General features: G+C 57.3%; 10 protein-coding genes. 7 read left to right on the top strand and 3 right to left on the bottom strand.

Going from position 1 to position 13,007, the window contains the following annotated elements; translation table 11 throughout:
• Window positions 1-2 precede the first annotated feature (2 nt).
• Both RSQ48_RS06360 and RSQ48_RS06365 read left to right on the top strand, forming a co-directional pair.
• Window positions 3-830 carry an SDR family oxidoreductase gene (locus RSQ48_RS06360; protein WP_059317860.1) on the top strand — a complete coding sequence of 276 codons (828 nt, stop codon included), beginning with the start codon at window positions 3-5 and terminating at the stop codon, window positions 828-830.
• A 105-nt stretch (window positions 831-935) separates the two neighbouring features.
• Window positions 936-2,528, top strand: coding sequence for a phytoene desaturase family protein (locus tag RSQ48_RS06365; RefSeq protein ID WP_240209313.1), 1,593 nt, complete (start codon window positions 936-938; stop codon window positions 2,526-2,528).
• Between the two features lie 199 nt (window positions 2,529-2,727).
• Here RSQ48_RS06365 and RSQ48_RS06370 read toward each other — a convergent pair whose 3' ends face one another.
• On the bottom strand, window positions 2,728-3,066 hold the full coding sequence (locus tag RSQ48_RS06370) for a hypothetical protein (RefSeq protein ID WP_003801655.1): 339 nt from the start codon (window positions 3,064-3,066) through the stop codon (window positions 2,728-2,730).
• Window positions 3,067-3,137: 71 nt separating this feature from the next.
• A complete protein-coding gene (locus RSQ48_RS06375) occupies window positions 3,138-3,584 on the bottom strand; it encodes a carboxymuconolactone decarboxylase family protein (protein WP_153008891.1) in 447 nt (148 codons plus the stop codon).
• An 878-nt stretch (window positions 3,585-4,462) separates the two neighbouring features.
• Between RSQ48_RS06375 and RSQ48_RS06380 the strand changes: the two genes are divergently transcribed.
• The 5 genes from RSQ48_RS06380 (at window position 4,463) to RSQ48_RS06400 (ending at window position 12,304) form a co-directional block, all read left to right on the top strand.
• Window positions 4,463-6,904 carry a DUF3772 domain-containing protein gene (locus RSQ48_RS06380; protein ID WP_415302252.1) on the top strand — a complete coding sequence of 814 codons (2,442 nt, stop codon included), beginning with the start codon at window positions 4,463-4,465 and terminating at the stop codon, window positions 6,902-6,904.
• 39 nt (window positions 6,905-6,943) lie between these two features.
• Window positions 6,944-9,346 carry a mechanosensitive ion channel family protein gene (locus tag RSQ48_RS06385; protein WP_131071479.1) on the top strand — a complete coding sequence of 801 codons (2,403 nt, stop codon included), beginning with the start codon at window positions 6,944-6,946 and terminating at the stop codon, window positions 9,344-9,346.
• Window positions 9,347-9,444: 98 nt separating this feature from the next.
• A complete protein-coding gene (locus RSQ48_RS06390; RefSeq protein WP_415302253.1) occupies window positions 9,445-10,743 on the top strand; it encodes an MFS transporter in 1,299 nt (432 codons plus the stop codon).
• 18 nt (window positions 10,744-10,761) lie between these two features.
• Window positions 10,762-11,874 (top strand): aminotransferase class V-fold PLP-dependent enzyme, encoded by a 1,113-nt coding sequence (locus RSQ48_RS06395; RefSeq protein ID WP_003801645.1) that lies wholly within the window; start codon window positions 10,762-10,764, stop codon window positions 11,872-11,874.
• Between the two features lie 13 nt (window positions 11,875-11,887).
• Window positions 11,888-12,304: a hypothetical protein gene (locus RSQ48_RS06400; RefSeq protein WP_003801643.1), complete on the top strand. Its 417-nt coding sequence runs from the start codon at window positions 11,888-11,890 to the stop codon at window positions 12,302-12,304.
• A 9-nt stretch (window positions 12,305-12,313) separates the two neighbouring features.
• On the opposite strand, the gene RSQ48_RS06405 is transcribed toward RSQ48_RS06400, so the two are convergent.
• Complete coding sequence (locus RSQ48_RS06405; RefSeq protein ID WP_003801641.1) at window positions 12,314-12,844, bottom strand: helix-turn-helix domain-containing protein; 531 nt, start codon at window positions 12,842-12,844, stop codon at window positions 12,314-12,316.
• Between the last annotated feature and the right edge of the window lie 163 nt (window positions 12,845-13,007).

Raw genomic sequence — 13,007 nt, forward strand, 5'->3', positions numbered from 1 at the left:
CCATGCAACAGGATATGCAGGTGAATTTACACGGTAAGGTCGCCATTGTGACCGGAGCTACCCAAGGGCTGGGAGCGGATATCGCTCTGGCTCTGTGTGCCGCCGGTGCGTGGGTGCTGGTGGTGGGTCGCAGTCAGGAAGAGGGACAGCGCACTGAAGTGCGCCTGCAGGCTGTGGGCAAGGCCCAGTTTCTGGCTGCCAATATTTGTGATGATGCGCAGCTCGATGCCTGCGTGCAGGCCGCATTGGCACAAACCGGACGCATCGACATTGTGGTGAACAATGCCTGCTCCTACGGCGACGAAGGGCTGGCTTCCAGCCGCGAGTTGTGGCATCAGACTTTGGATGTGAACCTGATCTCCAGCGCGATTCTGGCCCAGAAAGCCACGCCGCATATGGGCCCAGGCGGGGTCATCATCAATATGGGCAGTACCGGTGGGAAGTTTGGCGTGGCCGGACGCGCGTTGTACCCAGCGTCCAAAGCGGCCATTTTGCAGTTCACTAAAAGCTTGGCGGTGGAATTGGCCCCATCGGGGATTCGTGTCCTGACGGTTTCGCCCGCCTGGACCTGGTCGCCGTCCGTTGAGCGCATGAGCGGTGGTTCGCGTGAACTGGCCAATCAGGTGGGCGCACAAGTTCATCCGTTGGGCCGAGTCGGTTCCGGCGAAGAAGTTGCCCAGGTGGTGTTGTTTGCTGTGTCGGGCGCCGCTTCCTGGATGACAGGGATCGACCTGCCTGTCGACGGTGGCTTTTCCGTGCTTGGGCCAGAGCAGGGCAAGTCGCCCCGTCACTGGTTTGAACGCTGGCAGGCGCAGTCGTCTGGCTCATAAATAGAAAAGTGCGGTAAAAGATGCCCAGGGCTTGTTGACAGCTGTTTCTTGCGGCATGTTTACAAGCCCTGAACCCGTTCAGGGCAATTTACAAAAAGGTGTGGGATGACAGATTCAACAAATAACAAGTCATATGCCGTCATTGTGGTGGGCAGTGGCATTAATTCCTTGGTGTGTGCGGCCTTGCTGGCGCAAAAAGGCAAGCAGGTTCTGGTGCTGGAGCGTAACGACCGTGCGGGTGGGTGTATCCGCACCGAGGAACTGTTCCCCGGTTTTACCCATGAGCTGCTGTCATCCTGGTACCCCTTGTTTACCTCCGGGGCGGCGTATGCACGCCTGAAGGATGATCTGGCTGCCCAAGGGGTCGAGTTTCTGGAAAACGGCTATACCACCGGCGTGGTGGGCAGCGATGGCAAGGGCATGGCCCTGCGTCACGATGTGGGCGATTCGATTCAACGTATCAATGCTTTGCAAGCAGGCGATGGCGACGCCTTCGGTGCCATGTGCAGCCAGTTGTTCGAGCGCGATGCCGGTCTGACCTTTGGCTTGCTGGGCACCGAGCCTTACAGCCGTGGCTTGTTGGGTTTGCTGTTCTCGCAATGGCGCAAGCGTCGCATGGACGGCATGGTTCAGTACGGACGTGAGTCCCTGGAATCCTTCCGCCGCTGGGCCGATCGTGAACTGAAAGATGACCGGGTGCGCGGCATGATGGCTCCCTGGGTCTTGCACTCGGGCCTGGGCCCTGACGACGCCTGCTCGGCCCTGATCGGCAAGCTGACCTTTGCCGCCGTGGTGGCCGGTGGTATGCCGGTGGTGAAAGGCGGTGGCCAGAATCTGGTGCGTGCGCTATGCGCCATTATTGAAAAAGCCGGTGGCCGCATTCAACTGAACACCGAAGTAGAAGAAATTGTGCTGGAAGGACAAAAAGCCCGTGGCGTGCGTGCCGGTGGCCAAGTCTACGAAGCCAGCCATGTGGTGTGTAACGTCACTCCGCCACAGCTCTATGGCCGTCTGTTGCCGGGCGCTCCTGCCCAAGTGCGTAAGCAAGCCAATGCCTACCGCTTTGGCCGTGGCGACATGCAAATTCATCTGGCGCTGGACAGCATGCCGAACTGGAGCGATCCGGAGCTGCTGAAAGTACCGTTGCTGCACCTGTCCGACAGCCTGGAAGACGTCAGCATGAGCGTGGCCCAGGCCAATAACGGCCTGATTCCGGCCAGGTTCACCGTGGCGATTGGTCAGCCTTGCGCGGTGGACCCCAGCCGAGCACCCCAAGGCAAATGGATTTTGTGGATGCAGATGCAGGACATGCCATCGAAGCTGCGTGGCGATGCGGCTGGCAAGATCGACGTGCCGGAAGACGGAAAATGGTCCGAAGAAGTCAGCAAGGCCGTGGCCGAGCGCATTATCGACCAACTGGAAGGCGTCATGCCCGGTCTGCGTCAACAAATTGTGGGCCAGAAAGTGCTTTCGCCCGCCGACCTGGAATCCATCAATTGCAATCTGGTGGGCGGCGACCCGTACTCGGGCATCTGTTCGCCCGACCAGTTCTTCTGGATGCGCCCCTTTGCGGCCAGTAACGGTGCGCGCTCCCACGCAACCCCGTACAAAAACGTCTACCACATCGGTGCGTCTACTCACCCAGGTCCAGGCTTGGCAGGGGCGTCCGGATTCATGGTGGCGGAGCAGATTCGTTAGGGAAGCACGTTTCGGAAAACATAACAGGCCAGACAGATCGTCGTGCGGTCTGTCTGGCCTGTTTGCATGGGGTAGGCTTGGCGGTCCAGGCATCGTATCCTCCCCGAAAGGCGATCGCCGGATCACCGAAGAAGCGGGCGCCTTGCAGCCCTGAGGCTTATGGCTTGAATGTCACGCGCTTGATGTTGACCAGATGCCGTCAATGCACGGGTTCGGAAATATTGCCTCCCCAAAAACCCGACCCTTGCATGAATGAGAGCGCAATATCCGAGCTGATGCCCAATATGCCTTGGGTAGCGGGCATATTGACCAGAATGCGTCCGGCGGGCAGGGTGCTGGAAAACTGATGAATCTCGTCCTGATCTTTGCTGTGGATGACGGCCGAGTGTCCGGCTCCTTCCTGCCACAGCAATTTTGCATCCAGACTGATTCCCTGGCCGGCCTCAGATTTGGACCGCGTCACAATCGGAGCCATTTTTTCCCGGCTCAGGAAGGCGTGCCGCTCGGGATCGGCGGCAAGCCAGGTCAGCAGGATCATCTTCAAACCTGCTTTGGAAATACGGTCGCCAGGTGCTAGCACAGCGTCGCGTATGGAAAATGCTCCGTTAGTTAGAGGCTGATTTCGTAGTTCATGCTGATAGCCAAGCGGTTCCAGACGTTGATCAAACCGACCAGATACGTCAGATCGACGATTTCCTTGTCATTGAAGTGAGCCTTGAGTTCATGCAGTGGCGTCTGCTTATCGTCCAGATTCTGAATAAAAGTCACTTGCTCAGCCCAGCGCAGCGCCGCCTGCTCCTGCTCGGTGAACAGGGGGGCTTCTTTCCAGGCATTTAAAAGCAGGAGTTTTCGTTCGGCAATGCCCAGACTCAGCGCATGTTTGCTATGGACATCAATGCAAAATGCGCAACCGTTCAGTTGCGAGATTCTGACCTTGATCAGCTCAATCAACTCTTTGTTCAGCGTAGTCTCGCTGTAGATCTGGGCGTCGTACTTGACGAGGGTCTTGTAGATGTTGGGGGACAAATTAGATGGGTTAAGTCGAGTCTTGGACACGGGATCTCCTGTCAGTGGGAAAAGGGTCGGGGCGAGCATGTGAATACGCCGGTTTTAGCCTTGGGTTTTACTATCGTCAGGGCAGGTTCGGTAGTTTTCGAGTTGCCGTAACAGAAAGGTGCTGGCTGAGCAGCTTGGCGTGAGAATGGCGCTTAAGAGAAGCCAGGCAGTCAGGGTCGCTACATCTGGATGGAACCGGTTCATTCCGCCCCAGGTGATATCGACATTATTCAGTGTCCCCCAACTCCCGAAGCGGTCTGCCACCGCAGATAAAAGAGTGAGGCTAAGTGACGGTCTTAAAAAACACGATGAATGTCATTTTGGTTGCGTTGCTGTGTTCGAGAGGGGGCGCAATGATTTCTTTCTTTGTGTTTAAGAAAATTATTTCGCATTTCCTGATTATTTAAGGGCTAATTTTTTAATCTTCGTTTTGCTGTTTGCTATCTAATTGCCTTTTTCCTTGTGTTCTTTGTTTTTTCTTGCCGTCTTATAGTTAAGAAATGCTAGAGGAATAACTTGGTTTTTAATCAAAATAATGATTGTTGATAGTGCTTTTTTTATGGGGGTTTTGTTTTTTTAATTTTCCTTGATTATTTTTTTGGGTTTCATATTTTTTGCGCTTGGTTTTAAGGGTGGTTTTTTGAGCTTGGTTGCGCGTACTGAGCGGTCTGTTGTCCGGGGCGACTCGAAGTTGACCGTGGCAGAATGGGTAGGGCATGCAGTGCAAGGCGATCTGAGCCGGTTGAGAGAGAGGGATTTTTCGTTTGTCCCTTCTGTGTTTTGTGCCAAGAGGATGATTCTTTCGGTATTCTGTGCATGTTTGTGCTGCCCGTATCCCTGTCGGGGCGTGGCCTGATTGTTTAGCCGGAGTTTTATTAATGCGCGCTTTTCGCTGTTCGCGCCTGTGTGCCTTTTTGGCCTTGTGGCTGCTGGCCGTGGTGCTGGCTGTTACCCCTATCCCTGCAGCAGCCGAGACTGCGGCCTGGACGCCTGCACAGGCCAGTGAATCCCTGAATGAATTGCGGGACACGCTGCAAACGGTGCAGCAGCGTTTGCAGAAAAAGGACGGCTTGGGAGATTCTGATCTGGTCGCCTTGCGCAATCAGTTGCTGGCGGCACAGGAACAGGCCCAGGAAATGAGCGTGCGGCTGGAGCCTGAACTGCTCAGTGTGACGGCCCGTTTGAATCAGTTGGGGCCGGTGGACGACCCGGCGGGCGAGTCCGATGACATCGCACGCCAGCGGGCGCAGCTGCAGCAGTCGGTCACCGAGCTGGATGGCATGATCAAGCTGGCCCGCCTGATCGGCGTAGAAACCACCCAAGGGCTGGATTTGGTGTCCAAGCAGCGTCGGGCGATCTTTCAGGCCGAGCTGGGCCTGCAGTCACAGTCGGTTTTGACGCCGCGTTTCTGGAGCAGTGTGTCGCGCGACCTGCCCGGCGATCTGGCCCGGGTCGATCGCATGCGCAAGGATCTGGCACAACGGCTCTTGGACTTGCCCACGTATGTGCTGTGGTCAGCAGCAGGCCTGGCGCTGGTTTGGCTGGGTCTGGCGGTCTGGGCGGTGCGCGGGCTGGAGCGCTTTACCATCAGCCATACCAAACCCTCACGTTTGCGGCGTTCTTTCTACGCTGCGGCCCTGATTGTGCTCTATAGCCTGGTGCCCGGGGTTCTGGCCTCCTTGGCGGCGGGCCTGTTTTATTGGAACGGAAATCTGGCTCCCGACTTGTCCAGCTTCGTGTCCAAATCGGTGTTTGCCCTGTATCTGGGCGGCTTCGTGACCGGCATGGGGCGGGTGCTGCTGTCCGCACAGCGGCCTAGCTGGCGCTTGCCTCCGATCCCCAGCAATGTGGCGCTGAAACTGGCCTGGCTGCCGCTTGCGCTGGGCGTAATGGTGGCCCTGACCTGGATGTCACAGCAATTGTTGGGGCTGGTCAATGCGACGCTGAGTACCACCTTGCTGGTCAACAGCTTCAATACGCTGACCCTGAGCATTTTTATTGCCATCGCCGCCTGGAATTTGAGTCAAGGGCGCGAAAAGCCCCCTGTGCCTCAAGAGGGTGACGACCCGCAGAAAACCGTCCCGGTACAACAAGGGTCGACCTGGCTGCGTGCCATTCCCATCACTCTGGGAGTGGTGATCGGGCTGGGAATGATCGCCTTCTTGCTCGGGTACATCGCGTTGAGCAGTCTGATTGTGCAGGAAGTCCTGTGGCTGAGTCTGGTCATTTGTACCTGCTATGTGCTGGTGGCGCTGATTGCCGATATTGGCCAGAGCCTGTTGCTGCAGTTCAAGGAAAAGCGGGCCTCCAACGAGTGGACCAGCGCCCAGGTGCGGGGCAGCAGCCAGATCGTGATTGTTCTGTCGGGGGCGCTGCGCCTGTGCCTGATCATTATGGCCGTTACCCTTGTATTGCTACCGTTTGGCGAAGACCCCACGCAGTGGCTGCAACGCCGTTTGGGCTTTTTGGTCACGGGTTTTTCGTTGGGGCAGGTTCAGCTCAAGCCCAGTTCCGTGCTGCTGGCCGGGATGATTCTGGTATTGGGTGTGTTGTTTGTCAAAGCCCTGCAGCGCTGGGTAGCTAACCAGCTTTTGCCTGCCACCCGTATTGACCCTGGAATGCGGGTCTCGACCGCGAATCTGTTCAGCTATGTGGGCTATTTTGTGGTGGTGGCCACGGCCATTTCTTCCTTGGGCATTGGCCTGGAGCGGATGGCTTGGGTGATCTCTGCCTTGTCGGTGGGGATTGGTTTTGGCCTGCAGGCAGTCGTGCAGAACTTCGTGTCGGGGTTGATCCTGCTGGCTGAACGTCCCATCAAGATTGGCGATTGGGTCAGTTTGAACGGCGTGGAGGGCAATGTGCGCAAGATCAATGCGCGGGCCACGGAAATTGAGATGTTCGACCGCTCGACCCTGATTGTGCCGAACTCGGAGTTCATCACCAAGACCGTGCGCAATGTGACCTTGAGCAACCCCTTGGGTGTGGTGAAGGTCAAGATCAATATGCCCATTGACACAGACGCTAAACGGGTGCGTTCTATCATGCTGGAGGTGATGCAGAATTACAGCGATGTGTTGGCCGATCCTGCGCCAGAAGTGACGCTGGACGGATTTGATGCCAACGGTTTGCAGTTCACCGCCACTTGTTATGTATCCTCGCCGCGTGTCAGTGGCCGGGTGCGCAGCGTCCTGATGTTCGATATTTTGGATGGGTTGCGAAAAGAAGGTCTGGCGCTGCATCACACTCAAACCATGACGGTATTGCCGACCTTGCCGGTGGCCAGCCAGACCGAGGGCGGCAATCCCTTGTTCAATAATTGAACGTTAAAAAAACAGATCGGTCCCCGGGAGGCAAAAGCCATGAAGCCGCTACGACGATGTGCGCAGGTCTTGCTCGTTTTGCTGAGCTTGATGGTGGGCTGGGTGCCGATGGTCCAGGCGCAAGCCCTGTCCGAGTCCGAGCAAGAGCGTCAGATGATGCGCGAGTTGCAGCAGGCCCAGGACGAGCTGCGCCTGATGCAGTATGGCCTGGAAGGCAATCAGGCCTCGATACGACCTGAGCGCAGTTATGAGCAGGATCAGAAACTGCAGCGAACGCAGGACTTGTCCAGCCGCGTGGTGCAATCGCTGGAGCGGCGCAGTCGCTTGTTGCAGGCCCGTCTTCAGGAGTTGGGCGAGGATGCCGGCGATGAGGCCGATCAACTCACACTGCACAATGAGCGTATGCGCCTGCGACGTGCGGATGCCGCCTTGCGCGCGGACTTGCGTGTCGCCCGCCTGGTGCAGTTGGAGTCTCAACAGACCCGTCAGTTGCTGCATGAGGCGACAGCTCGTTATGCCAAAGAAAAACGCTGGCAACGCAGTCCTTCCTTGGTTTTGCTGGAAAGTTTGCCCGAGCTAAGGGCGGCTTGGCCTGAGGATCGTCAGAAGCTGTCCGATCTGGCCGGGCAGTGGCGGCAAACCTGGAAAAACAGCAGTTGGCAGCAAAGCAGCGCCTCCTTGTGGCTGGTGGCTGCTGTTTTGATGCTGGGGATGGTCCTGTTTCGCATGACGCCCATTTGGATCAGTCGTTACCTGCCAGCCGGACGTTTACGTCGATCCAGTCTGACGATCGTCAATTTTTTTCTGTGGTTTATTCTCAGCTGGGTTCTGGTCGATCAACTGGTTGAGTTGGTGATGGAGCGGCCTGGCCTGTCCACCATACAGTACGAACTGCTGGCCTATCTCAACTTGGCGGCATGGCTTGCCGCGGTAGTGCTGGCATCGATCAAGGGCATTGTCATACAGCCTCGCTCTTCCTGGCGCTTGATACCCGTGTCGGCCCAAACCCAAGGTCGCTTGCGTTATTTTGCCTACGCTTTTTTTCTGGTCGCCTATCTGGATGTGGCGGAGAGCTTCTTTCGCGGTTCCATCGGCGTGTCGGATGCGTTTCAGGCCCTGCTCGATGGGGTGAGCAGTGTGCTCTATCTGCTGTTGTATGCCTATGGCTTGTGGGTCATGCGCGATGAGCTGTTTGATCGTACCGAGATACAGGGACAAAGCGCGGTTCGCACGGGGCGCAGTTGGGCACGTCTGGCCTTTAAAGGCGCTGTCGTGGTTTATGTTCTGGTCTTGGGCTTGTTTATTGGCGGCTGGCAAGTCCTGTCTGATGATTTGATGACTCATTTCATGACGATGCCGCTGGTGTTGGGTCTGCTTGCCTATGTGTTCATGGTCTGTTTGCAGGACATGTCGGATTCCTTGCTGGCCTATCTGCGCAATCGCAGTCGTGACCCGGAAGCGGCGCCGATTCGCGTGCAAAGCCAGCTCGTTGTGGTCTTCTTTGCGCTCGCGCGTATGACCGTGCTGGGTCTGGCCATCTGGATGGGTAGTGGGGACTGGTTGAACGAACCCAAACAGATGCTGGAGTCCGGCCTGGGCGTTTCACGCGATGTCCTGCGACTGGGCGCTGTGCAGTGGCGCCTGGATTTGTGGCTGATTGCCTTGGGCGTCATGTTGGTGGGTGCGGTCTTGATCCACTGCTTGCGGGTCTGGCTGCGTCAGCGCTACATGCCTAACACCACGCTGGAGCCCGGCCTGCAAAATGCGATTGTCGGTGTGGTGGGATATATCGCCTATTTTGTTCTGCTGGTGATCTGCCTGTCTATGCTGGGGGTGCCGATTGAGTCCGTAACCTGGGTTTTCACCGCCCTGACGGTGGGCCTGGGTTTTGGTTTGCGCGGCATTGTGCAAAATATCGCGTCGGGTCTGATGCTGATGGTCGAGCGCCCCGTGAAAGTGGGAGATTGGGTGGAAGTACAGGGCAGTGAAGGCAATGTGCGCCAGATTCGCCTGCGGGCCACCTATGTGGAACGTTTTGATCGCACGATGGTGATGGTTCCCAACTCTCAGATGATGGGTCAGCAGGTTCGCAATCTGACCTACACCCCTAGCTCCCTGGGGGCGATTGAGTCCCGGCTGCTGTTCCCGCTGGATGTGGATGCGGATGCCATCATGCAGATTCTGCGTGAAGCCGTCATGTCCGAACCGGAAATTCTGGACGAGCCGGCCCCCGTCCTGTCGTGTGACGGGATTTTTGGCGATGGTTTGGCTTTTAGCATGCGCTGTTTCATCAACAGCATGCGGGTACAGCGCCGGGTCCGGAGCAACCTGATGCTGGAGATCTTGCGTCGCCTGCGCCAGCAGGGCATTACCTTGCACCCTGCACAACGCTGGGTGCAACAGGCCATGGATAAAGACAGGGCGCAAGAGCCAGATTTCTAGGGTTTTCCCAGTGATTGAAAGCTGAAATATTCATCCGTATAATTTGTTTAGCTACACTAAACAAAAAAGCGCGTGACGCGCATCAGGATGGATGAGACATGAGTAAGCAACAGCCCCTTCAGGGTACGGCCCCCGTTTCGCCCTGGCGTGCTGCCAGTGCAGCCGGCTTGGGCACCATGATCGAATACTACGATTTTCAGCTCTATGGCGTGCTGGCCGTGACGCTTAGCGTGCTGTTTTTCCAGACGGGTAATGAAAGCGCTGCTTTGCTGTCCACGCTGGCCGTATTTGGCGGCGCCTTTCTGGCCCGCCCCTTGGGGGGCATCTTTTTTGGCTGGTTTGGTGACAAGCATGGCCGTACCGCTGCTCTGATGTTCACAATTGTGGGCATTGGGGTCGCCAGCGCCTTGATGGGCATGCTGCCGACCTATGCCACCTTGGGGCTGGCTGCTCCCGCCTTGTTGCTGTTGTGCCGTTTACTGCAGGGTTTTTTTGCCGGGGGCGAGATTACCGGGGCCGCCACCTATGTGGCGGAATGCTCGCCAGTGGGCAAACGCGGTTTTTTCGGCGCATTCAATCCGGCCGCGGCGACTCTGGGTCTGTCCCTGGCTACGGGGGTGGCGGGCCTGGTCACCAGTATCGTCGGCAAGGACGCCATGCTGGAGTGGGGCTGGCGGATCCCCTTTTTGTTGTCCATTCCCCTGATCGTGTTGTGTGTCTGGGCTCGCTCGCGTATTGAGGATTCACCGCGATTTAAAGAGATGCTCAAGCGCCATCACCCTGAGCATTCGCCCTTGTCCCTGATTGTGCGTGATTACCGTCGCCCCTTATTGCAGGTGATCGCCATTGGCTTTGCCCAGAATGCGGCCGGCTATGTTGGCGTGGTGTATCTGAGCACCCATTTGATCCATACCCTGAAATACGACGGCACCGCGGTGTTCTGGCTGATTTCCCTGGTCACCTTGTGCTCGGCCTTCATCATGCCTTTTGCCGGCGGCCTGTCTGACCGTTTCGGTCGCAAGCCCTTGCTGACGATTGGCCTGCTCGGTTATCTGGTGCTGGTTCCCTTGACGATGTGGGTGGCCTCCTGGGGCAACTTCCCGCTGGCCGTCATTGCGGTGGCCGTGTCCATTCTGCCGTTCATTGTGGTCCAGGCCGTGGGTTACCCCCTGTATGCCGAATTGTTTCCTACACGAGTGCGCTACAGCGGTGTGTCGCTGGGCTTTAACATCGCCACCATTCTGGGTGGAGCGACGGCCCCTTTTGTCGCCTCCTGGCTGACAGGTCTGACTGGTTCGAGCATGGCACCTGCGTTCTATGTGATGGTGGTGGCATTGATCGGGATGGTTGCCTTGAGCACGGTGCAAGAAACCTCGGGTCGCCAATTGGCTGATTGATTTTCAAGGATGTAAACGATGTCTGGGTATTTTTTGTATCACTCCATTGGTATGTTCGAGGGCAAGGAAGCCGCCATGCGTGCCGAGCTGGATCAGTTCAGTCAGGTCTGGTCGGCACCGGATGATGCGCAGTGGGGCTACGCCTTGGGCCAGAAACAGGCTTTCATGGATGCCTGGGCCAGCCTGATTGGCGCTGACTCCAACGATATTGCGCTTAGTGAAAACGTGACCGGCGGCCTGTACAGCATTCTGGGCTCCTTGCCAGCGCACGTGCTGAAAGGACGTACTGTGCTGGTGGCGGCCGATTGCTTTCCCAGCCTGCATTTCCTGCTGCAAAAGCTGGCCCTGCGTCTGGGTTTCACCTTGCGCACCGTGCCTTTGAGCGCCGGTCTGTCCTATGTGACCGATGATGATTTCATCCATGCCTGGGATGACAACGTGGGCCTGGCCCTGGTGACCTGGGTCAGCTCTACCTCCTCGCACCGCGTCAATGTGGACCGTATGGCGCAGTGTGCGACAGAGCATGGCAGCCTGATGGCGCTGGATTTGACGCAAGCGGCAGGTCTGGTGCCGTTTACCGTGCATGAAGGCGTCGCCTTTACCTTGTCTGCTTCCTTGAAGTGGGCTTGTGGTGTGTCGGGAGCCAGCCTTTTGCACGTGCGTGCGGATTTGATCGAGCAGTGCGAGCCCGAGTTTCGTGGCTGGTTCAGCCAGGAAAATCCCTTTAACTGGAATCTGGACCAGTTCAGCTATGCTGACGGTGCGCGTCGTTTCGACCATGGCACACCGGCTGTTTTGGGCAGTATTGCCTCGTTACCCGGCCTGCGTTTCGTGCTGGAAACCGGCGTGGAAAAATTGCTGGAACAAAACCGGGCATTGACGGCTATCTTGCTGGATCGCGCCGCCAAGGCCAAGTGGCCGGTGCTGACGCCTTTGGCCGAAAGTGAACGTGGCGGCAGCATCATGTTGCGTGCCAGCAGTGCCCAGCGTGCGCAGGCCATGGTTGATCGGTTGCGCGAGCAGGAACTGTATTGCGATCAGCGTGATGGCGTTTTGCGCCTGTCCCCCGGCAATGTCTGCACCGAGCAGGATGTGCTGCGCTTGTGCGACACCTTGCAAGCCGGCTGGTAAAGGAGGAAGGGCTATGGATAGTCAAACTTGGGCGCATCAGGCCAGCCGTCGTATCGAGCGATCAGCCAAGGTCGTAATGGACTATATGGCCGATCTGGATGCATTGGGGCGCTGGTCTTTAGGATGCTTGAATACGCAAGGTGTGGGGCCTGGGCTGGTGGTGGGCACTTCCTTGTTTGATGGTGGGCAGACGCACGTCAGCGTCGAGGTTCTTGCTGAGCAAGGCCTGATCCGCTATTGGGTGGGCAGCGCGATACAACGTACGCCGCGCATCAGCGCCATGGTGCAGGCGCTGGATGAGCAGACCTGCATCTTGATCCTGCTGGCCACACGCGCTACGGATATGGATGAAAATCGGTGGTTGCGTTTGCAGCGTTGCCACGAAACCGAACTGGATCTGATCCAGGCCCAGTTGCACCGCGGGGGCTGATCCTCGCGCTCAATAGCTGGGCGGGGTGATCGCTACAATAAAACGCACATCCTGCTCGTAAGGATTGCGATAGGCGTGAGGCAGACTGGAATTGAAGTAACAGCTATCGCCTGTTTGCAAGCAGTGTTGATCATCCCCGACATCAACCAGTAACTGGCCTTCGGTGACCAGCACACATTCTTCGGCAGGGTGGCTCCAGCGCTGCCCAACCGAGCTGCCGCCCGGCGGTAAAAAGCCCGCCAGCATTTCAATACTGCCAAAGCCCGGCGACACCCGCTGGTATTGCACGCCAGAGGCGGACTGAATGCTCATGCGTTCGTTCTTACGCACCACGGCCACTTGTTCCACATCGTCTTCCAGGAGGGAAAACAGGGGCGTATCCAGTGCGCGGGCGATTTGGCGCAAGGTGTCCAGGCTGGGTTGGGTCAGACCTCGCTCTACCTGGCTGATCAGGCCAGGGGAGACTTGCGCCAGCTCGGCCAGCTTGCGCAATGACAGTTTTTTGTGAAGTCGGACCTGGCGAATACGCAATGCGGCCATGGAAAAGCGAGCGATAGGTGAGAAAGACGGTATTGTAAGACAAGCTCGCCAAGCTGAGGCGCCGACAGTTCGGGGCTGTCGGCGTGCAGGCTATCGCTGATATCCGGTACAGACCTAGTCGGCGCGCTTTTGCTCGTCGTTACCTGTCCGGGCACGCACGTTG

It is taken from the genome of Alcaligenes sp. SJTW-7, assembly GCF_047716895.1.
Taxonomy (GTDB): domain Bacteria; phylum Pseudomonadota; class Gammaproteobacteria; order Burkholderiales; family Burkholderiaceae_B; genus Alcaligenes; species Alcaligenes ammonioxydans.